Source organism: Mesorhizobium sp. XAP4 (assembly GCF_029269325.1).
GTDB classification, from domain to species: Bacteria; Pseudomonadota; Alphaproteobacteria; order Rhizobiales; family Rhizobiaceae; genus Mesorhizobium; species Mesorhizobium ciceri.
Genome location: NZ_JARIXW010000004.1, coordinates 172,629 through 193,691 on the forward strand (window position 1 = coordinate 172,629; position 21,063 = coordinate 193,691).

A 21,063-nucleotide genomic window follows, 5' to 3' on the forward strand; every position below is an offset into this window, starting at 1 on the left:
TTGATTACTCAAGAATGAGTTTGTCAGCCAAACTCGTTCTGATTCGTTTCGATCCCAATCCTGTAAGGCGGTAGTTGCCGCTGCCTATCTTCACAATTTGCCTGACTGTTGGCGATGAGAGATTTTGAAGTGTTGTGGTAACGGTTGACGGAGCGCGCTTAGCCGCCTTGCCGATTTCAGTGCGTGAAAATCCAATTTCACCTGCGTAATGTAAAAGGACGAGAATCTCCTCCTCAGCGGTTAGGTCGGTTCGCTGGACCAAAATAACGTCTTCAAACAGGCCGATACAGGGGACATCAAACTGCAGAAGCTCTCTAATTGCCCGCGCGACCTGCTCTCGATCACCTCTCCAGAAGATTCGTAGGGTCTCGTTCATTACCCATCTAATGCACTCTACTATAAGACGGGCATCCATGTGATTTGGGCCGTAGTTAGGAGATATATGTACCGCCCCTCGTTGGCTCCGAAATTTGTAAACTGTTCTTAGGACGCGCCCGACATGCAAAGCGTCATGCCGAGGGCTTATGGCATGAGGAACTTGGTCATTTTCTAGATATTTGACGCAATCATCAAACGGCTTGGTATGGCTTAGATTCCCACTATCTATATGATAGTAGATCCGCGCCGCAATTTCACAGAATTGACCTCCATCGAGCTCTGCTGGCTCCCAATCACGTTGAATGAAGCGTCGCTCTGCTGAAATAAACTCGTCAACGATCTGTGTACAAAGTAAATGATCGAATGGGGGGCTAAGCTCTCTGACGAGTTTGCTCTTTTCAATAAGTCCCATCGTATTAAGGCGCCGGAGAAAGAGTTTCCACTATAAGCTCTTGAACCTTCCTAATGCCGGCGTCGGTCGGGAACCACTCAGTAGAAGACTTTGTGGTATCATCGCCAACTAGGGCCGGGTTTTTTGTCTTAAAAGTTCCCAGGTCACGTGAAATATTGCTCGGCCTAATTGTTCCTGACTGCTTGAATTTTCGGTTAAAAGTATTTGAAATTTGTGTTACAGACAGCTGCGCATATTCCAGTTCCTGGGAGACTACATAAATTAGCCACAGAGCTTTTGATGCCGCATTCCAGTCTTGTTTTGGATTGCCGTATTTTGCTGGATCATGTCTCCACTCGATTGTAGGCGTCTCAACGGAGTTTTGGGGCTCACCCCCTGATCTCTTCGTACGTCGCGGCTTTCTACTTTTGGTCACGTCACGGTCGGAGTTGTCGATAGTTAATGGGTGCTGCCGTCCATTGCCCGTACTCAATGGATCACCCTCAACTATCGCAGCCGAAGGTTGAATTAAGCCTGCAATCTGCTGTCCCACATTTTGTGCGATCAAAGGAATGTCGTCTTTTGAGCCTTCGATTTCCAATTCAAAACCCTGGAGTTTCATCTTGATCTTAAACTTCGACATCATTCCTCCCCCATCGAATCTACATATCCCAAAGGTTAGTTCTACGTCAAAAAAAGTAAAATGAAAAATGGGTCATGCGGAACAGACACCAGTGCTCATTTTGTCGATCGATTGCGCACTGACCAACAGCGGCCGATTCAGCGCCCACGTTTGCCATAAGACATTGATAAGATTCAGCTGATATAGGGAAGCTCTTGCCGCATGCCGTGACGGCATCCACGGCGCGCTCAGACCGCCAAATGGGGGTGCGGCCATGAAGCATGACGGAGTTTCTTTATCCGTGGTCGGCGAGCGAGCCTACCATGACGAGCGATTGGATGCTTTGCTCAGCATCACCGGGCGGATGGACGGCTACCTCTACCGCTGCCGCAACGACGCCTCCTACACCATGCTCTACATCAGCGACGGCATTCTCACCGTCAGCGGTTACCGGCCAAGCGATTTTATTCACAACGCGGTGCGCGACTACGTCTCGGCCATCCACCCGGATGACTTGCCCTCGGTCTATGCCGCTGTCGATGCCGCGCTCGAGGCGCGCTGCAACTGGAACGTCGACTACCGCATCGTGCCAAGGGCCGGCGAACCGCTCTGGGTCCGCGAGATCGGCGGCGGTGTCTGGGACGATGCCGGCGAACTCGAGTTTCTGGAAGGCTTCGTCGTCGACATCAGCGACCGCAAGGTGGTCGAGGACCTCAACGCCCAGCTGCTCCTGGACCTGAAGACCGCCAATGAGGAACTGTCGGCGCAAAAGCGCGAGATCGAGGTGGCGAAGCAGCAGAGCGATCATTCGGCCAACCACGATGCATTGACCGACTTGCCCAACCGGCGCGCCTTCCACGACGAACTGAAATCGGTGGTCGCCCGCTGCGGCGCCACCGGCGAGGCGGCGGGTCTTCTATTCATCGACCTCGACCGGTTCAAGGAAGTCAACGACACGCTCGGCCACGAGGCCGGCGATGCGCTGCTGCAGCGCGTCTCGAGCCAGCTTCGCTCGATCCTGCGCAGCGCCGATTTCGTGGCTCGGCTTGGCGGTGACGAGTTCGCCTTCCTGTTCTCGGGCGACGCCGATCTGGCACAGCAGAAGGCCGTGCGCGTCGCCGAACGCATCCTGGAAAGGTTGCGGATCAAGGTTCCGACGCCGAATGGCGAGATCCAGGTCGGCTGCACCGTTGGCGTGGCCATGTATCCGGCGGAAGCCACCGATTCCGAGGCGCTGATCGCGCTCGCCGACCGGCTGATGTACATCGGAAAAAAGAGCGGCCGCAACCGGCTGGTCACCGCCAGGGAAATGGCGCCGCAACAACCATCGTCCGGTCCTCGCCACTCGATAAGCAAGACTGCCTAGGCGCGCGCCTTATCAAGGGCGCGCTGCCTTCAGCCCGGCGCGAATACGCGCGCGGCCTCGACGACCTCGTCCACCTGATCCTGCCGCAGCAAGTCGATCGGGACGCGGCCGTCGAGCTGCGCCGAGGGCCGCGTCAGCCACAGCCATGCGAGCCTCGGATTGGTGATCAGGGATAGCACGTCGCGAATGCCTGCAACCGGCCGGCCGTCGACGAACTGCGCCAGCGGGAAGACATGTTTGCGGCCGCCCTTGCGCAAGGCGATGACCTCACCCCGCCGCTGCCAGCGGTGCAGGGTCGAGCGGGCGATGCGCAGATGCTCTTCCAGATAGGTCGAACCGGCGACGCGGCCGGCCCAGTCCTCGATCAGCATCGATTCGAGATCGTCGGACTTTGGCAGCGAAGGAGGCTCGACATCGGCCAACGGGGTCGTCGGCGGATTTGTCACGCCGGCAATACCGGCTTCGCTGCGGCGCGCGGCTTCCGCCGCCAGCGCGCGCACGAATTTCGACGCCAGGCCGGGCAGGTCGGCATGGATGGCGTCGATGGCGCGCTGGTGCTTCGGTGACAGCAAGGTGACGGCGGACGCTATGCTGCCGGCGATCTTGCCGACCGAGACCATGGTGGGCTTGTTGATGGCCTCGTCATAGTGGGCAAGTGCACGTTCGACGTCTTCCGCGACCATCTCCGCGAAGTCGTCCTGCTTGAGGCCCTGGATTTGAAATCTGTTCATGCATCTGTCTTCTGGCCGCGCGCTCCCCCTCAGTTGCGGCCGATTGTTGAACTTCTAGTGCGGAAAACGGAAATCGCGGCGGCAACCGGTCCGGCCGCCCGACAGCATGCTGTCCAGCATTTCTTGACACCCCAACTGACTGAGGGCGCACCGAAATGTCAGTCGCGGGACGCCCAGATTGCGTGTAGGTGCGATGTATGACAACTGCGCGACGGTGAGGGGCGGCAGCTTGACGGTTGTTAAAGCAACCCCGCCTGCTCAGCCTCGCGGCGCAGATTCTGCCGGGGCCTGGGGCCGATCTGCTGGATCACCAATCCGGCCGCCAGTGAGCCAAGGTCGCCGCAGGTTTGCAGGTCGCGGCCTTGTGTGTAGCCATGCAGGAAGCCGGCGGCATAGAGATCGCCGGCGCCCGTCGTGTCGACCAGTTCCTTGATGGCGGTCGCCTTGATCACCACCGTCTCGTCGCCGCGCACGATCACGGAGCCTTTTTCCGAGCGGGTCACGGCGGCGATCCGGCAATCCTTGCGGATCTGCGCCAGCGCCTCGTCGAACGAGGATGTCTGGTAGAGCGATTTGATCTCGTGGCTGTTGGCAAAGACGATGTCGACCGTGCCCGAACGCATCAGTTCGAGGAATTCGTCGCGGTAGCGGTCGACGCAGAACGAATCCGACAGCGTCATCGACACTTCGCGGCCTGCTGCGTGCGCCAGCTTCGCCGTCTGGCGGATCGCTTCCTTGGCGCGCGGCGGGTCCCACAGATAGCCTTCGAAATAGGTGACCTTGGCGCCAGAAGCCTTGTCGGCCTCGACATCCTCCGGCCCAAGCTCGACGCAGGCGCCGAGATAGGTGTTCATCGAACGCTCGCCGTCAGGGGTGACGAAGATCATCGACCGCGCCGTCGGCGGCTCGCCCTTGAGCGGCGTGGTGTCGAAGGCGACGCCCTGTGCATGGATGTCGTGCGCGTAGATTTCGCCCAGCGCATCGTTGGAGACCTTGCCGAAGAAGGCGGCGCGGCCGCCGAAGCTGGCGACGCCGGCCGCCGTGTTGCCGGCGCTGCCGCCGGACGCCTCGATCGCCGGGCCCATGCGGCTGTAGAGCAGTTCGGCGCGTTGTGTGTCGATGAGGTTCATCGCGCCCTTGATGATGCCGTTGGTCTCGAGGAATTCCTCGTCGCACTGGGCGATGATGTCGACAATGGCATTGCCGATGCAAAGCACGTCATAATCCGGCATCAAAATCTCCGCCAAAAACCCGGGCCGGCTTCTTGCCACGCCGGCCCGGCGCGGGTCTAGCGATTTGAAACCGGTTTGCCTAGGGCTTGACACGCAACTTTGGCGGAACAGGCAAAGGCGCATCAGCCGCGAGGCGCTATGACAATTCGACCGTGGCCGAAGCATTTCATCGCCGCACCGCCTATAAGCCTGGATCAGACGATCCCGCTTCGAAGGCGAGCCAGCCCCCAATGTCTACAAAAAGCATGTCGACGAAGAACGAGCCTGCAAAAAACGATCTGACCACCGACCTGGTACTGCTCGTCGTGCTGGCAGTGCTCTGGGGCGCCTCCTACACCTTCATCAAGATCGGCGTCGAAACCATCCCGCCGGTCACCTTCATTGCCGCCCGCACCCTGATCGCTGGCGGCATCCTGTTGGCCATCATCCGCTGGCGCGGGCTCGCCTTGCCGGGCGATGCTGCAAGCTGGCGCCGCTTCGCCTTCCAGGCCTGCCTCAACAGCGTTATTCCGTTCACCCTGATCGCCGCGGCCGAACGCTCGGTTGATGCCGGCCTCGCCACCATCCTCAACGCGACCTCGCCGATCTTCACCTTCCTCTTGACCGCGCTCATCACCCGCCACGAGCCGGTCACCTTGCGCAAACTGATCGGTGTGGGCGCCGGCATTGCCGGCATCTGCCTCATTATCGGCACGCAGGCGCTGAGTGGCCTCGGTCATGAATTGTGGGCGCAATTGGCAATCGTCGCCGCGACGGTCTGCTATGCCGGGGCCGCCATTTTCGGCCGTGGTTTCAAGGGCCTCGACCCAATGCTACCGGCCGCCGGTTCCATGCTGTGCGGCGCCGTCATCCTCGTGCCGCTCAGTCTGGTGTTCGACCAGCCGTGGACGCTGGCGCCATCGACCGCGTCGATCCTGGCCCTGCTCGGCCTGTCGGTCTTTTCCACCGCGCTGGCCTTCGTTATCTATTTCCGCCTCATCCACACGCTGGGTTCGGTCGGCACCACCTCGCAGGCCTATCTGCGCGTGCCGATCGGCGTCGGCATCGGCGCTCTCTTCCTCGGCGAAAGTCTTGGTTCGACGGCATGGCTGGGCATGGGTTTTGTCGTGGCCGGGGTCGCTGCCATGACCATCCCGGTTCGAAAGCCGGCGTTTGCGCGGTAAACGCCAGCCCGCTTGTGCTCATGGCCTGCGCTGCCTATCTCGGAAGCATCCGCCTTTTAGGCGGCGTCAGCTAACCGGGGGTGTGACAAGGTGATTTTCGACGCTGCCCGCGCTGCGGCCCTCGAGCTGATTTCGCCTCCCTTTCGGGCCGTGTTCGTCAAGACGCTGGGCTTGACCGTGCTGGCACTGGTGGCTCTGTGGTTCGGCCTGACCAGCCTCGTCGAGTGGCTGGCGCTGCCGTGGCTGCAGACGCTGTTGCCCGGCATGCCGTCCTGGGCCGGGTGGCTCGGCGGCATCATCGCGGCAATAGCGCTTGCCTTCGGCATGGCGTTGCTCATCGCGCCGGTGACGGCTGTTGTCGCCGGCCTGTTCCTCGACGATATCGCCGAAGTGGTCGAGCGCACCGACTACCCCGGCGATCCGACCGGCCGCGCCATGCCGGCGCTGCGCTCGCTGGTGCTGTCGGCGCGATTCCTCGGTGTCGTCATTCTTGGCAACATCGTCGCGCTGCTGCTTCTCTTGGTGCCGGGCGTCAACATAGCCGCCTTCTTCATCGTCAACGGCTATCTGCTCGGGCGCGAGTTCTTCGAATTCGCAGCCATGCGCTTTCGCGGGGAAGACGAGGCCAGGGCCTTGCGCAGGCACTATGCCGGCACGGTGTTTCTCGCCGGGCTGCTCATCGCGGCTTTCCTCGCCGTGCCGTTGCTTAACCTGCTGACGCCGCTGTTCGCCGCCGCCATGATGGTGCATCTGCACAAGGCGATCTCGGTGCGGGAAGTGGCTCGCTCCTCGCGCCGCTGAGCATTTTCTTCAGCGCAACAGGAATCCGCGTCCGAGCTCGTCGTCCGCTTCGACGATGAATTCGGCCCGCCCGGAATAATAGGCGCGGCCGCCGACGCGGGCGATGATCGCCTCATGCCGTCCAGCCTTCGCCGTCCGCGCCACGGCTCCGGAAAAACGCGAGCCGGCGATGCTCTCGAATGTGCGCGTCTGTCCGATCGCGATCTCGCCCTTGGCATGCATGGCCGCCAGCCTTGCGGTGACGCCGGAACCGGTTGGCGAGCGGTCGACCTCGGCTTCGGCGAAGACGCAGATGTTTTTGGTCACCTCGCCGGAAAATGTGTCGCGGCCATCGGTCAGGATGGTACCGTATAGGAAGGCAAGGTCGCCGTGGTCGGGATGCGACAGCGGAAATTCAGCCTTGAGCCTGTCCGTCAGCCCCGTTGCCGCATCGACGAAATCGCGCATCCGGCTTCTGCCGAATTCGAGCCCGAATTGGTGACAATCGGCCAGCGCGTAGAAGGCGCCGCCATAGGCGACGTCGAAGCCAATCGTGCCGTGGCTCGCCAATTCGATCGCCTGTCCACCGGCGAACAGGAAGGCCGGCACGCTTTCGAACGAAACCGCACCGGCCTTGCCGTCCCTGACCTCGACCGAGGCGACGACCAGCCCGCACGGCGCCTCGATATTGACTGTCGTGACTGGTTCCTGTTTCGCCACCAGCCCTTCATCGATGGCGTAGCGGCCGAGCGCGACGATGGCGTGGCCGCACATCGTCGAATAGCCCTCATTGTGCATGAACAGCACGGCGAGGTCGGCGCCGGGCAGGTCCGGCTCGACCAGCAAGGCGCCATACATGTCGTAATGGCCGCGTGGCTCGAACATCAGGATTTTCCTGAGATGATCGAGATGGTCGCGCACATAGGCGCGCTTTTCCAGGATCGTGCCCTTGGGGATACCGGGATAGCCGCCGGTGACGATCCTTAGCGGCTCGCCGCCAGTATGCATGTCGATCACGGTCAGCGTCATGCGACGGGCCCCATTAATCCGAAGATTTGCCGAAGAGGGCCTGCAATTTGCTGAACGGCATGGCGGCGCGGGTGAAGCCGAAGGTGCCGTCTTGCTGGATTTCGCGTGCCGCCGTTTCCAGCATGCCGTAGGCGAAATTGGTCAGCCACGGCCCGAGCGAGATACGCTTGACGCCGGCCATGGCGAGATCGGCGATGGTAAAACCCGGTACCGCCATGACATTGACCGGCTTGCTGACGGCAGAGCAGAGCGTGCGGATCATCTCGACGTTGCCGATGCCTGGCGCATAGAGTACGTCGGCGCCGGCCTTCTCGAACGCCTGCAGCCGCTTGATCGTGTCGTCGAGGTCGGACTTGCCCCAGAGGAAATTCTCGGCCCGCGCAGTGAAGACGAAATCGCGTTTCAGGGCCCGCGCCGCTTCCACGGCCGCCGCAACGCGTTCGACGGCGTGCGCAAAATCATAGATCGGCTTGTCCGGATCGCCGGTGTGGTCTTCGATCGAGCAGCCGGCAAGGCCGGCAGCTTCCGCCGCGAAGATGGTTTCGGCGGCCTGCTCGGCGCTGTCGCCCTTGCCTTTCTCGAGGTCGGCCGAGACCGGCAGGCTGGTCGCCGCGGTCACTTCGCGGCAATGGTGGATCATCTGGTCGAAGGTCACCGCGCCGTCCGGCAGGCCGCGCGAAAAGGCAAAGCCGGCGCTGGTCGTCGCCAGCGCCGTGAAGCCGAACGAGCCGAGCAGCTTGGTCGTGCCGATATCCCAGGGATTGGGCACGACGAAGGTCGAGGCATGCAGGTCGCGAAAGATCTTGCCCTTGTCCATGGTAGTTCCCCCATCATATGCGGTGTGGCGAAGCGGATTTTATCCTGCTCCATCTGGCCGGGCAAACGAATGCGGTTGGTTCAGAAGCGTTTGGCGTTCTCTCCTGCCAAATTGTTCAGCGCGTCGGAATCCTTGGCGTAGTGCGACGTTGTCTTGTCCCAATGATAGGTGACGGAGATGTCGTGAGATTCAGGTTTGGGCGGCTGGTCATCGCAGCTTTCGTCGTTCACGACGGTGGCATCGGTCACCGTTACCTTGATCGCCGCATGGCGTCGGCCCTCTGCGATGGCTTTAAAGGCAACGTCCTGCGTCCGGCTATAGGCACACACGTGCTCGTCGAACAAATAGATGATGTCGATCAGCTTCAACTTGTCCCTGGCGACCATAATCAGCGGGACGATCATATAGTTCTGGTTTGAATTGGAATGCGAACTCTCGATCATGAGGATATCATCATTGGCGCCGATGCCGAGCTTGCCGGGTTCGCGGAAATAGGTGCTGCGGTCGAGGGCGACATTGGCGGCGTCGAGCAGCCTTGGTTTGCCCGTAATGTCGTAGAGCGCTAGCACCGCATAGCCTTCTGCGCTGTCTGAGGAATCGCCGAGATCGAACAGCATGGTCAGGCGGTCCTTGCCTCCCGCCTTGATGGCAAGCACGGAGGCATTGGAAAAGCCTGAGGTTTCGGGCGGCGAGCCGCCGCTGTCGGGTCCCTCGATATGGCGCATCGCGATCGGCAGCCCGCCCCTGTAAAAGCCATTCTTGTCGGCGGCGAGGTCTGGAATGATCATCCTGGCGAGGTCGAGATAGGTGATGTCTTTTTGGCCGGGCAGTGGGCTGCCGAGCTCCGGAAGGCTGGCGTCTTGCGCGCCGGCTGCGGTCCACAGCAATGGCAGCAGCATCACGGCGAGGATGAAGCGAAGCAGGTTCGTCGGCATGGTCGCCTCAGGCTGTCGGCCGCGCGGAACGTAGCACAGCCTCCCAACCCGTCCAGTCCGTCAGCCAGCTCAGTGGATCGGCACCAGCCCGGCCAGTTCGCGCATGTCGTCGAACAGGATGCCGCCGGCCTGGATAAGGCCGTCGCGGTCGGAATAGGGATCGGCGTGATAGGAAAACACCCGCATGCCGGCCGCGATGCCGGCCTGCGTGCCAGCGACGCTGTCCTCGATGACGATGCAGTCGGCAGGTGCAAAGCCCACCGTTTTCGCAGCATGCAGGAACAGGTCCGGAAACGGCTTGCCGCGCGCGACCATCGTCGAGGAAAACATCGCGTGTTCGAACAGCGGCAACAGCCCGGTCTGGCCAAGTGTGATGTGCATCTTCGATACCCGGGCCGAGGTGGCGACGCAATAGGCGATCCCGGCTGACCGCACGGCCTCGACGAATTCGCGGACATAAGGGATTGCTTCGACGCCGTGGGCGAACAAATCCGGCAGGCCGGCGTTCCAGAGATCGACAAAATCGGCGCCAAGCCTGACGCTGGTCTCTTCTTCGATCTCTTTCTGCACCGACGCCATGCTGCGACCGGAGAAATTCTTGCGGCAATATTCGAAGCTTGTCGGATAGCCGGCAGCGGTCAGCCATTCGGCAAGGCGCCGATTGGCCAGGTTCTCCGTATCGACCAGGATCCCGTCGCAGTCGAAGATGACAAGTTTAGGCAGTTCAGGCATCAGGCGGTGCCGGTCGATCCGAACCCGCCCGCGCCGCGCGCCGTGCCGCCGGCCAGGTTGCGCTCTTCCACGGCGGCTTGCGTCACCGCGGCAAAAACGATCTGGGCGATGCGCATGCCGCGCGTCACGGCAAAGTCCTCATCGCCGAGATTGATCAGCAGCACCTTCACCTCGCCGCGATAGTCGCTGTCGATGGTGCCGGGCGTGTTGAGGACGGTAAGCCCATGCTTGAAGGCAAGGCCCGAGCGCGGCCGCACCTGGCCTTCCATGCCTTCGGGAATTTCCAGGATCAGCCCGGTCGGCACCAGAGCGCGTTTTCCGGGCAGGATCAGCAGCGGCCGGTCGTCCGGCACCGCGGCGCGCAGATCCATGCCGGCAGCACCGGTGCTTTCATAAGCAGGAAGGGGAAGTCCTTCAGCATGCGGCAACCTGACGAAGCCGACGGTCGGACCGATGACGGAGGGAGTTTGAAGGGCTGCGCGCATAAAATCGATCCTATCGGCGCGAACGGCGATTCGGTCAACTCGCCCGCAAGCCTATCAACGGCTTTCTTTCAGGCATCAGTATGGCCTGAGGTGTGTTGAGATTCAGGTCAGGCCGAGTCGAAACCCGTCGTTTGCAGGCCGGCATCACCTGAATATCGACATATCTTAGCGCACTTCCATCGGAACCACCGTCGTCTCCTTGATCTCTTCCATCACGAAAGAGGCGGAAACATCAGACAGCGCCACCTTGGCGATCAGCCGCTGGTAGAGCCGGTCATAGGCCTTCACGTCGGCGACGCGGGCGCGCAGAACGTAGTCGAGGTCGCCGGACATGCGGTAGACGCCGATGATCTCGGGAAAGCCGGTCACCGCCGCCCGGAATCTCTGCAGCCACTCCGGATCGTGGTTGGACGTGCGGATCAGGATGAAGACGGAAAGGCCAAGCCCGAGCTTTTCGGCATCGACCAGCGCCACCCTGCCGGTGATGACACCGGCCTCCTCCAGCCGCTTCACCCGGCGCCAGCAGGCATTGCGCGACAGCGCCACCCGTTCCGACAACTGGTCGACCGACAGCGTGCCGTCGCGTTGCAACTCGGCGAGCAATTTCCGGTCGATTTCGTCAATTTCCAGCGCCATGTGGGATATTTGTCCCATGCATCACCGAAATACAAGGACATTTTGAGACCGATGAACCGGCGAAGCATGTCAGGATACTCATATCAGGAACTTCAAGCGCTGAAGGGGAACCAGCATGTCGGTTGCAAGGATTTTCACCTCTCATCCGGCCAAGGTCGGCGAAACCTATTTCAGCCACATGGGCTTTGCCGCCTGGTTTTCGTCGCGCCTGTTGATGGCGGCCGGCGCCGCGCTCGTTCATGCTTTCTTGCCATTTCTGTTTGAAACTACCGCCAGCCGAATCGTTCGCGAGCTTTACGAGCGGACGCACAACAGAGGCACGCACGCGACCAAGGAGCCTGCGGCTCTTATGGATCGCGCCTAGGCGATCCCGCCATCGAGCTTCGTCACCATGACCAGGGACGGGATCAACATTCGGCCTTTTGCTCCGGCCGTGGCGAAGCTGGCGTTGGCCGGGTAGTTGCAAATTGCGGCAACGCCGCGGGCCAGCGCCCCCCTCTGTCCTGCCGGACATCTCCCCCTCAAGGGGGGAGATTGGATGTCGCGACGGCTTTCGCCAATCGCCGACCTTGCGGGACTGAGCGAGGCGCCGAAACTGCCAATCTCCCCACTCGAGGGGGAGATGTCCGGCAGGACAGAGGGGGGCGCCGTAGGGCGTTAACCTATACAGACATCGGCCGACGCTGCCGTCCGTCCGGGTTATTGAGCAAACCGTCCCAACCCGTAAGGCGCGAGCAGCGGATCGCGCTCGCCATCAAGGATTTCGCGAGCGGCAAACAGGCCGACGGCCGGCGCCAGCGTGATGCCGGAATGCATGACGCTGACATAGACGCCGTCCATGCCCTCGGCGCGGCCGATGATCGGAAAACCGTCGATCGGCGTCGGCCGGTAACCGACCGTGTGGAAATCGAGCGCCAGCCCGTCTCCGCCGCGCAGGCTGGCTTTCAGGACCGCGAACAGTTCGCTGGCGGTGGCTTGCGCATCCATGCCGGGGTCGGCGCCGCCGAAATCGGAACCGGCGATGATACGGCCCTCGGCGGTCTGGCGCATATGCAGCCGCTCGGCCAGCACCAGTCCGTTCAGCAGTTTCTCGTAGGGCCGCGAGTGGACGATCAGGCCAGGTGGCGTCTCGAGCGGCAGATTTATGCCGGCGGTGGCGGCAATGCCCGCCGAGCCGACGCCGGCCGCGATCAACACCTCGTCGGTGGCAAGCAGCCCATGCGATGTGTCGACGCCCGAAATCCTGCCGCCTGTCTGGACAAGCGCCGTCACCGTGCTGGAGATGATCCGCGCGCCGCGTCGTTCGGCATCGGCCAGCAGCGCCTTCGTTGCCGCGACCGGCTCGGCAACGCCCTCTTCGGCGACATGCAAAGCGACGTCCGGGAGTTCGGTGAGATTAGGCTCTATACGGGCCGCGCCGGCGCGGTCGACGCGCTCGATGCCGTAGCCCCAGGCCGAATGCTGCGCGGTATAGGTTTCCATGTCGGCCGCCGATAGATCCCAGCACAGGCCGCCGCACCAGTTGAGCGGCAGGCCGGGCACGTCCCGCGCCAGCCGCGACCATTCGGCCATGGCGCGGGTGCGCAGCCGGAAATAGGGCTCCGGATTGCCCCAGGTGGCATTGATCCAGGCAAAGGAGTTCGGCGTGGCGACCCCACCGGCGGCGCTGTCGGCGGCGATGACCGTCACCTGTGCGCCTGCCCTGGTCAGGTGCCAGGCCATGGAAGCACCGATGATGCCGGCGCCGATGACGATCACTTGTTTCACCGCAGCCATGTTCGCTCCTCAAACTCGCCACCCCCGGAGGGACACTCTTCCAGTGCCACCCCCGCTTGCCAACATCGGCAACGCAAATTATTCGGCTTGACATCAATACGTACGTACGTATTATATCGGTATGGCCAGACAATCACTCCGCGAAAACCTCCTTGACGCCGGGTTCCGGACCATCTGGAATTCCGGCTATGCCGCCGCCGGTGTGCGCGACATCGTTGCCGCCGCCGACGCCCGGCCCGGCTCGTTCACCAACCATTTTGCCTCCAAGGAGGAGTTTGCCGGGGAGGTGCTGGACCGCTATTTCGCCTATGTCGGCACGTTGGTCGAGAAAGCCTTGGCGCAGGACGGCACGCCGCCCATCGGCCGGCTGAGGCGCTACGTCGATGTCATCACCTCGAAGCTTGAGGCGCATGATTGGGCACGCGGCTGCATGATAGGCAATCTCAGCCTCGAGACCGCGGTCCACAGCGAGCCGCTGCGCCTGCAACTCGTCGACATCTTCGAACGCTGGCGCCAGCCCTTCGCCGCCTGCATCGCCGAAGGCCAGGCAGCCGGCGACATCTCCAAGGCCTTCGAGGCCGAGGACCTTGCCGACTTCCTGCTGTCGTCTTGGCAGGGCGCCATGCTGCGCATGAAGGTTGAACGTAGCCCCGCGCCGCTCGAGCGGTTCAAGAAAATCATCTTCAGCACAGTTTTTGCAAAGGAGCCGACCCCATGAGTTCGAAAGCCAACATTTCTCAAGCTGGCGTCGCTGCACCGAGACGCTCGCAGATCGCCGTGCTCGATTCGACCATGTCCTATGTCGAGACGGGAGCGTCCGGCCCCACCGTTCTGTTCCTGCATGGCAATCCGACCTCATCCCACATCTGGCGCAACATCATCCCGTATGTCGCGCCGCTCGGTCGCTGCATCGCGCCCGACCTGATCGGCTACGGCCAATCCGGCAAGCCCGATATCGATTATCGCTTCTTCGATCACGTCCGCTATCTCGACGCCTTCCTGGACGTGCTCGACATCCAGGAAGTGGTGTTGGTCGCGCAGGACTGGGGCACGGCCCTGGCTTTCCATCTCGCGGCGCGGCGACCGCAACGCGTGCTCGGCCTTGCCTTCATGGAATTCGTCCGACCCTTCGAGCGCTGGGAGGATTTTCATCAGCGCCCGCAAGCCCGCGAAATGTTCAAGGCGCTGCGCACGCCGGGTGTCGGCGAGAAGCTGGTCCTGGAAGACAATGTCTTCGTCGAAAAAGTGTTGCCGGCCTCGGTGCTGCGTACACTGAGCGATGAGGAGATGGCCGTCTACCGGGCGCCGTTCCCGACACCGCAATCGCGAAAGCCGGTGTTGCGCCTGCCTCGGGAATTGCCGATCGAGGGCCAGCCCGCCGACGTTGCCGCCATCAGCGAACATGATCATCGCGCACTTCGGCTCTCCACCTATCCGAAACTGCTGTTTGCGGGCGATCCCGGCGCGCTGATTGCGCCGCAGGCCGCACGCGAATTCGCCGCCGGGCTGAAGAACTGCCGGTTCATCAATCTCGGACCCGGTGCGCACTATCTGCAGGAAGACCATGCCGACGCGATAGGCGGCACCATTGCCGGCTGGCTCCCCGAGGTCGTTCAGGCGAGCCGCACGGCCGAATTGGCCTGAAGCAAGCCATGGCTTCCGGCGGCTTCCCTGCCGCCGGACCGGTCGACAGGCCGGCAGTGCGCTGCTAGAAGCCCGGCCTGTCACACGGAAATCCCAGAGAATGCCCGAAGCAATAGAAGAAGAAGTGGCGCGCCGCCGCACCTTCGCGATCATCGCGCACCCGGACGCCGGCAAGACCACGCTCACCGAAAAGCTGCTGCTGTTCGGCGGCGCCATCCAGCTTGCCGGCGAGGTCAAGGCCAAGAAGGACAAGATCCAGACGCGGTCGGACTGGATGAAGATCGAGCGTGAGCGCGGCATTTCAGTCGTCACTTCGGTGATGACCTTCGAGTATGAGGACAATGTCTTCAACCTGCTCGACACGCCCGGCCACGAGGATTTCGCAGACGACACCTATCGCACGCTATCGGCGGTCGACTCGGCCGTCATGGTCATCGATGCCGCCAAGGGCATCGAGCCGCGCACGCTGAAGCTTTTCGAAGTCTGCCGGCTACGCGACATCCCGATCATCACCTTCGTCAACAAGATGGATCGCGAAAGCCGCGATCCGTTCGAGATCCTCGATGAGATCGAGCAGAAGCTGGCGCTGGATACGGCGCCGATCACCTGGCCGATCGGCCGGGGCAAGAATTTTTCCGGCACCTACCATCTGGCGCTGAACGCCGTGCGCAGGGGCGACGACGAGAAGGAGCGCACGCCGGTCAACGGTCCCGATTCCAACCACGTCGCCGGCCTTTTGCCGGAGAACGAGCGCGAGGCCTTCATCGAGGAGCTGGAGCTGGCGCGGGAAGCGTGCAGACCCCTTGATATAGAAGCCTTCCGCGAGGGTCACCTGACGCCGGTCTATTTCGGCTCGGCGCTGCGCAATTATGGCGTGCGCGACCTGATCGAGGCGCTCGGCGCTTTTGGACCTCCGCCGCGTGCTCAAGAGGCCGACACCCGCAAGGTCGAGGCGACCGAAGAGAAGATGACGTCCTTCGTCTTCAAGATCCAGGCCAACATGGATCCCAACCACCGCGACCGCATAGCCTTCGTCCGCGTCTGTTCGGGCAAGCTCGAGCGCGGCATGAAGGCCAAGCTGGTACGCACGGGAAAACCGATGTCGCTGTCGGCGCCGCAGTTCTTCTTTGCCCGCACACGCGTCACCGCCGACGAGGCCTTTGCCGGCGACGTCGTCGGCATTCCCAACCACGGCACGCTGCGTATTGGCGATACGCTGACCGAGGGCGAGGAAATCCTGTTCCGCGGCGTTCCGAATTTCGCCCCGGAAATCCTGCGCCGTGTCCGCCTCGGCGACGCGATGAAGGCCAAAAAGCTGAAGGAAGCGCTGCACCAGATGGCAGAGGAGGGCGTCGTGCAGCTGTTTTCGCCCGAGGACGGCTCACCGGCCATCGTCGGTGTCGTCGGCGCGCTGCAACTCGACGTCCTGAAGGAACGGCTGAACTTCGAATACACCCTGCCGGTCGAATTCGAGATGTCGCGCTTTTCCGTGTGCCGCTGGATCTCGGCCGACGACAAGGCCGAGGTCCAGCGTTTCATCGAGGCGCATCGCGGCGACATCGCCCGCGACCTCGACAACGACCCGGTGTTCCTCGCCCAGCACGCCTTCTCGCTGAACTACGAAGCGGAGCGCTGGAAGGCGATCGAGTTTGCCACGATCAAGGACTATCAGGTCCGCGACAGAGCGGCGTAAGTCGCGCTTTTTCCTACTCCCCGTTCACGGGGAGAAGGTGCCCGAAGGGCGGTTGAGGGGCGGCGCGACCCTCGACTATCCTCTAGCGGCTTCTTCGATCTTGGCGATGTCGATCTTGCTCATCTGCATCATCGCCGACATTACGCGGCCGGCCTTGGCCCGGTCCGGATCCAGAAGCAGGCGCGGCAGCTGCTCCGGCACAACCTGCCAGGAGACGCCGAATTTATCCTTCAGCCAGCTGCATTGCGATGGTTGGCCGCCACCTTCGATGAGCTTGTCCCAGAAGTAATCCACCTCTTCCTGCGTCTTGCAGTCGATCGACTGCGACATCGCTTCGCTGTGCTTGAACTGCGGTCCACCATTGAGCGCCTGGAACTGCACGCCGTCGAGTTCGAACGTGGTCACCAGCACCTTGCCTGCATCGGCGTGGCCTTCGGGCCAACGCATCACGCTCAGCACCTTGGAATTCTTGAAGATGGAGACGTAGAAGTTCATGGCCTCTTCGGCTCGGCCGTCGAACCACAGGCAGGTGGTGATCTTTTGCATGTCGTGCTCCTCGTGCTGTTTCGGTCGCTGTTCCTGTGAAACGGCTGACTCCGAACATGGTGCCATCTCCTTGCCGTCTGCCCAAGGACGGACATGCAGCGCGCCATCCGACAGTGCCACGCATTTTTTTGAGAGAATCTGGCGCATTGCAAAATTGTGGCCAGACCATACTTGCGCGTCTATAACGCCTGCGGTCCGAATTCAGCTCCGCCGCGCCAACCCCTGGGCTGCGGCCAGCCACCAAGGAAAAAACATGCCTGCCTATCGTTCCCGCACCACCACCCATGGCCGCAACATGGCCGGCGCTCGCGGCCTCTGGCGCGCCACCGGCATGAAGGACTCGGATTTCGGCAAGCCGATCATTGCGGTGGTCAACTCCTTCACCCAGTTCGTGCCGGGCCATGTCCATCTGAAGGATCTCGGCCAATTGGTCGCGCGCGAGATCGAAAAGGCCGGCGGCGTTGCCAAGGAATTCAACACCATCGCCGTCGATGACGGCATCGCCATGGGCCATGACGGCATGCTCTATTCGCTCCCGTCGCGCGAGCTGATCGCCGATTCCGTCGAATACATGGTCAACGCGCATTGCGCCGACGCCATGGTCTGCATCTCCAATTGCGACAAGATCACGCCCGGCATGCTGATGGCCTCGTTGCGCCTCAACATCCCGACCGTCTTCGTCTCCGGCGGTCCGATGGAAGCCGGCAAGGTGGTGCTCGCCGGCAAGACGCAGGCGCTCGACCTGGTCGATGCCATGGTCGCGGCCGCCGACGACAAGATCTCCGATGAGGACGTCAAGGTCATCGAGCGCTCGGCCTGCCCGACCTGCGGCTCCTGCTCGGGCATGTTCACCGCCAATTCGATGAATTGTTTGACCGAGGCGCTTGGCCTGTCGCTGCCCGGCAACGGCTCGACATTGGCGACGCATGCCGACCGCAAGCGTCTGTTCGTCGAGGCCGGCCACCTGATCGTCGATCTCGCGCAGCGCTATTACGAACAGGACGACGAAACCGCACTGCCGCGCAACATCGCCTCGAAGGGCGCTTTCGAGAACGCCATGACGCTCGACATCGCCATGGGCGGTTCGACCAACACCGTGCTGCACATCCTGGCTGCCGCGCATGAGGGCGAGATCGATTTCGATCAGGACGACATCGACGCGCTGTCGCGCAAGGTGCCGGTGCTGTGCAAGGTTGCGCCCGCCAAGTCCGACGTCCACATGGAAGACGTCCACCGCGCCGGCGGCATCATGGCGATCCTCGGCCAGCTCGACAATGCCGGCCTGCTCAACCGCGACCTGCCGACGGTGCATACGTCAACCCTGGGCGAGGCGCTCGACCATTGGGACATTTCCCGCACGACCAGCCAGAGCGTGCGCGATTTCTTCCTCGCCGCCCCTGGCGGCGTGCCGACACAGGTCGCCTTCAGCCAGGAGCGCCGCTGGGACGAGCTCGATCTCGACCGCGAGAAAGGCGTTATCCGCTCGACCGAACATCCCTTTTCCAAGGATGGCGGCCTTGCCGTGCTGAAGGGCAATCTGGCGCTCGACGGCTGCATCGTGAAGACGGCGGGCGTCGATGAATCGATCCTGAAATTCACCGGCCCGGCCCGCGTGTTCGAAAGCCAGGATTCGAGCGTCAAGGCGATCCTGTCCAATGAGATCAAGGCCGGCGATGTCGTCGTCATCCGCTATGAAGGACCGCGCGGCGGCCCCGGCATGCAGGAGATGCTCTACCCGACCAGCTATCTGAAGTCGAAGGGCCTCGGCAAGGCCTGCGCTCTGGTCACTGACGGCCGCTTCTCCGGCGGCACCTCGGGATTGTCGATCGGCCATGCGTCGCCGGAAGCCGCCGAAGGCGGGCTGATCGGGCTGGTGCAGGAGGGCGATACGATAGAGATCGACATCCCGAACCGCAGCATCCGCCTGGCTGTCGATGAGGCGGAACTCGCTGCGCGACGGGCGGCGATGGAAGCCAAGGGCGCCATGGCCTGGAAGCCGGAGGAAAAGCGCAAGCGCAAGGTGACGACCGCCTTGCGCGCCTATGCCGCCATGGCCACCAGCGCGGCCAAGGGCGCGGTGAGGTTTGTGCCGGAGTGAGGTTTCTTCCTTCTCCCCCTGTGGGAGAAGGTGTCGCCGCAGGCGACGGATGAGGGGTGTTCCAGAGAACACCGATGTCTCACTCCGCTGGAACACCCCTCATCCGTCTCGGCGACGCGCGCCGATCCACCTTCCCCCACAAGTGGGGGAAGGGAAGAGAAGTGCTACGGCATCAACTGATACTCATAGAGCTTCTGGTAAAGCCCGCCCTGCTTGAGCAAGGCCTTGTGCGGGCCGCTTTCCACCACCTTGCCGGCTTCGAGCACCACGATTGTGTCGGCCTGGTGCACGGTCGACAGACGGTGCGCGATGACGATCGTCGTGCGGCCTTCCGTCAATTGCTGCAGCGCGTCGCGGAACAGCGCTTCCGATTCGGCGTCGAGCGCGCTGGTCGCTTCGTCCAGCAGCAGGATCTCCGCATTGCGCAGCATGGCGCGTGCGATCGAGATCCGTTGGCGCTGGCCGCCCGACAGTAGGCCGCCATTCTCGCCGACATCCGTCTCGTAGCCTTTCGCCTGCGCGCTGATGAAGTCATGCGCGTTGGCCGCCTTGGCGGCGGCGATCACCTCATCGTCGGTCGCACCCTCGCGCCCAAGCCGGATGTTGTGCATGATGGTGCCGGCAAACAGGAACGTATCCTGGCTGACATAGGCGATCTTTTCCCGCAGCGATGCGAGCGTCGCATGGGAAATATCCTGACCGTCGAACAGCACCCTGCCGCTCTGCGGATCATACATGCGCATGATCAGGTTTAGAATCGTCGACTTGCCGCCGCCGGAAGGCCCGACCAGCGCCGTCATCTTGCCGGGCGCAAGCGTCAGATCGAACCTGTCCAGCACCGGCGGCCCTTTCTGATAAGCGAAGTCGACGGCGTCGAACCGGATCTCGCCCGGTCCGGCCAGAAGCGGCTTCGCGTCCGGCTTCTCGACCAGAGTGAGCGGCTGGTCGGCGAGCTCGAACATCATACGCACGCCGACAATGCCGCTTTCCAGCGATATGCGCACGCGCGCAAGGCGCTTTGCCGGCTCATAGGCAAACAGGAGTGCCCCGATGAAGGCCATGATGTTTCCCGGCATTTGGCCGCCCTGCAAGACCAGGAAGCCACTGACGAAGATGGCCCCGGCAATTGCCAGCCCGGCCAGCGTCTCCATCACCGGGCTTGTCGCAGCCTCCAGCGTCGCGATGTTGTTGGCCCGGTTCTCGACGTCCGACACCGCTTTGTACATGCGGTTGCGCATTGCGCCTTCGAGGTTGAAGGATTTGACGACGCGCACGCCGATTGCCGTTTCCTGCATCACCTGCACGATCTGGCCGACCGAGCGAAACTCCATCGCGGCGAACTTGCGAACACGTTTCAGGATGCGGTTGACCCCGTAGATAGCCAAGGGGCCGACGACGAAGCAGATTATAGACAAGGCTGGCTGCTGCCAGACCATGACTCCTACCAGGACGACCAGCGACAACAGATCGCGCACATAGGACGTGACAACGAGGTCGAGCACGTTGCGTGCCGCCTGCGCATTGTTGGTCATGCGTGTGATCAGGTCGGACGACGAGGTCGAATGGTAGAATTCGATGCCTTGCGCCAGGATGCGGTCGTAGATCTTGCGCTGGCGGTCGGCGATGATGGCGTTGCCGACACGGCTCATGAAATAGGCCTGAATGAAGTTGGCGAGGCCCTTGAGGATGAAGATCGTGGCGACCCCGCCCGCAATCAGGTTGACCCGGTCAATCCGCTTGAAAACTACGAATTCGTCGGTGATCTCTTTGAGAATCCAGGCGCTGGCGCCGGTCGTGGCGGCCACCACAAGCATCGACAAGATCGCGGCGCCGTAGCCAAACCTGTGCTGATAAAAGGATTCCCGGATCAACCTCGCGACGAGGCGCTGGTTTTCCGTCGAGCGGAAGAAACGAAACAAACGGCGGATCCTTGAAACCGGGACAACGAAGGCGGCTTATAGAGGGAGTTGCGGCCGGATGAAACCATCCGCGGCCGCCGCGGACAAATC

The 21,063-nt window shown here is 62.1% G+C and carries 21 protein-coding genes; 8 read left to right on the forward strand and 13 right to left on the reverse strand.

The genetic code is table 11. From position 1 onward, the window contains the following. Positions 1-4: 4 nt before the first annotated feature. Together P3C39_RS18450 and P3C39_RS18455 are read right to left on the reverse strand one after the other, a co-directional pair. Positions 5-790 (reverse strand): hypothetical protein, encoded by a 786-nt coding sequence (locus P3C39_RS18450; RefSeq protein WP_275954137.1) that lies wholly within the window; start codon positions 788-790, stop codon positions 5-7. A gap of 4 nt (positions 791-794) precedes the next feature. Further along, positions 795-1,412 (reverse strand): hypothetical protein, encoded by a 618-nt coding sequence (locus tag P3C39_RS18455; RefSeq protein ID WP_275954136.1) that lies wholly within the window; start codon positions 1,410-1,412, stop codon positions 795-797. A gap of 253 nt (positions 1,413-1,665) precedes the next feature. Here P3C39_RS18455 and P3C39_RS18460 point away from each other — a divergent pair, with 253 nt between their 5' ends. Continuing rightward, positions 1,666-2,757 carry a sensor domain-containing diguanylate cyclase gene (locus P3C39_RS18460; protein ID WP_275954135.1) on the forward strand — a complete coding sequence of 364 codons (1,092 nt, stop codon included), beginning with the start codon at positions 1,666-1,668 and terminating at the stop codon, positions 2,755-2,757. Positions 2,758-2,786: 29 nt separating this feature from the next. Here P3C39_RS18460 and P3C39_RS18465 read toward each other — a convergent pair whose 3' ends face one another. Together P3C39_RS18465 and P3C39_RS18470 are read right to left on the reverse strand one after the other, a co-directional pair. Continuing rightward, a complete protein-coding gene (locus P3C39_RS18465) occupies positions 2,787-3,488 on the reverse strand; it encodes an antitoxin Xre/MbcA/ParS toxin-binding domain-containing protein (protein ID WP_013528053.1) in 702 nt (233 codons plus the stop codon). A gap of 239 nt (positions 3,489-3,727) precedes the next feature. Further along, the gene (locus P3C39_RS18470) at positions 3,728-4,720 is read right to left on the reverse strand and encodes an adenosine kinase (protein ID WP_013528052.1); all 993 of its coding nucleotides are present in this window, start codon (positions 4,718-4,720) and stop codon (positions 3,728-3,730) included. 230 nt (positions 4,721-4,950) lie between these two features. On the opposite strand from P3C39_RS18470, the gene P3C39_RS18475 reads away from it, so the two are divergent. Continuing rightward, positions 4,951-5,883 carry an EamA family transporter gene (locus tag P3C39_RS18475; protein WP_013528051.1) on the forward strand — a complete coding sequence of 311 codons (933 nt, stop codon included), beginning with the start codon at positions 4,951-4,953 and terminating at the stop codon, positions 5,881-5,883. 90 nt (positions 5,884-5,973) lie between these two features. Next, complete coding sequence (locus P3C39_RS18480; RefSeq protein ID WP_024505792.1) at positions 5,974-6,684, forward strand: sulfate transporter family protein; 711 nt, start codon at positions 5,974-5,976, stop codon at positions 6,682-6,684. A 9-nt stretch (positions 6,685-6,693) separates the two neighbouring features. Here P3C39_RS18480 and P3C39_RS18485 read toward each other — a convergent pair whose 3' ends face one another. From P3C39_RS18485 to P3C39_RS18510, 6 genes are all read right to left on the reverse strand, one after another. After that, positions 6,694-7,692: a proline racemase family protein gene (locus P3C39_RS18485; protein ID WP_275954134.1), complete on the reverse strand. Its 999-nt coding sequence runs from the start codon at positions 7,690-7,692 to the stop codon at positions 6,694-6,696. A 13-nt stretch (positions 7,693-7,705) separates the two neighbouring features. Then, entirely contained in the window at positions 7,706-8,509 is an 804-nt protein-coding gene (locus P3C39_RS18490) for an oxaloacetate decarboxylase (RefSeq protein ID WP_024505790.1), read from the reverse strand. Positions 8,510-8,589: 80 nt separating this feature from the next. After that, on the reverse strand, positions 8,590-9,444 hold the full coding sequence (locus tag P3C39_RS18495) for a hypothetical protein (RefSeq protein WP_013528047.1): 855 nt from the start codon (positions 9,442-9,444) through the stop codon (positions 8,590-8,592). Between the two features lie 69 nt (positions 9,445-9,513). Then, a complete protein-coding gene (locus tag P3C39_RS18500) occupies positions 9,514-10,176 on the reverse strand; it encodes an HAD family phosphatase (protein ID WP_027163757.1) in 663 nt (220 codons plus the stop codon). After that, positions 10,176-10,661 carry a dUTP diphosphatase gene (gene dut, locus P3C39_RS18505; RefSeq protein WP_013528045.1) on the reverse strand — a complete coding sequence of 162 codons (486 nt, stop codon included), beginning with the start codon at positions 10,659-10,661 and terminating at the stop codon, positions 10,176-10,178. Before dut ends, P3C39_RS18500 begins: the two co-directional genes overlap by 1 nt. A gap of 165 nt (positions 10,662-10,826) precedes the next feature. Continuing rightward, on the reverse strand, positions 10,827-11,297 hold the full coding sequence (locus P3C39_RS18510) for an Lrp/AsnC family transcriptional regulator (RefSeq protein WP_013528044.1): 471 nt from the start codon (positions 11,295-11,297) through the stop codon (positions 10,827-10,829). Positions 11,298-11,412: 115 nt separating this feature from the next. On the opposite strand from P3C39_RS18510, the gene P3C39_RS18515 reads away from it, so the two are divergent. Continuing rightward, a complete protein-coding gene (locus tag P3C39_RS18515; RefSeq protein WP_013528043.1) occupies positions 11,413-11,661 on the forward strand; it encodes a DUF6356 family protein in 249 nt (82 codons plus the stop codon). Between the two features lie 335 nt (positions 11,662-11,996). Here the strand turns inward: P3C39_RS18515 and P3C39_RS18520 are convergent, their stop codons facing one another. Then, positions 11,997-13,073, reverse strand: a complete 1,077-nt coding sequence (locus P3C39_RS18520) for an FAD-binding oxidoreductase (protein WP_275954133.1) — start codon at positions 13,071-13,073, stop codon at positions 11,997-11,999. 121 nt (positions 13,074-13,194) lie between these two features. On the opposite strand from P3C39_RS18520, the gene P3C39_RS18525 reads away from it, so the two are divergent. The 3 genes from P3C39_RS18525 to P3C39_RS18535 all read left to right on the forward strand — a co-directional run bounded on the left by P3C39_RS18525 (position 13,195) and on the right by P3C39_RS18535 (position 16,410). Continuing rightward, positions 13,195-13,791, forward strand: coding sequence for a TetR/AcrR family transcriptional regulator (locus P3C39_RS18525; protein WP_275954132.1), 597 nt, complete (start codon positions 13,195-13,197; stop codon positions 13,789-13,791). Beyond that, complete coding sequence (locus tag P3C39_RS18530) at positions 13,788-14,717, forward strand: haloalkane dehalogenase (protein WP_224673739.1); 930 nt, start codon at positions 13,788-13,790, stop codon at positions 14,715-14,717. The genes P3C39_RS18525 and P3C39_RS18530 overlap by 4 nt, the downstream gene beginning before the upstream one ends. 100 nt (positions 14,718-14,817) lie before the next feature. Next, positions 14,818-16,410: a peptide chain release factor 3 gene (locus tag P3C39_RS18535; protein WP_275954131.1), complete on the forward strand. Its 1,593-nt coding sequence runs from the start codon at positions 14,818-14,820 to the stop codon at positions 16,408-16,410. 75 nt (positions 16,411-16,485) lie between these two features. Here P3C39_RS18535 and P3C39_RS18540 read toward each other — a convergent pair whose 3' ends face one another. After that, positions 16,486-16,956, reverse strand: a complete 471-nt coding sequence (locus P3C39_RS18540; RefSeq protein ID WP_063170452.1) for a VOC family protein — start codon at positions 16,954-16,956, stop codon at positions 16,486-16,488. A 253-nt stretch (positions 16,957-17,209) separates the two neighbouring features. Here P3C39_RS18540 and ilvD point away from each other — a divergent pair, with 253 nt between their 5' ends. Next, on the forward strand, positions 17,210-19,054 hold the full coding sequence (gene ilvD / locus P3C39_RS18545; protein WP_275954130.1) for a dihydroxy-acid dehydratase: 1,845 nt from the start codon (positions 17,210-17,212) through the stop codon (positions 19,052-19,054). Between the two features lie 164 nt (positions 19,055-19,218). Here the strand turns inward: ilvD and P3C39_RS18550 are convergent, their stop codons facing one another. After that, entirely contained in the window at positions 19,219-20,973 is a 1,755-nt protein-coding gene (locus tag P3C39_RS18550; protein ID WP_013528036.1) for an ABC transporter ATP-binding protein, read from the reverse strand. Positions 20,974-21,063 lie beyond the last annotated feature (90 nt).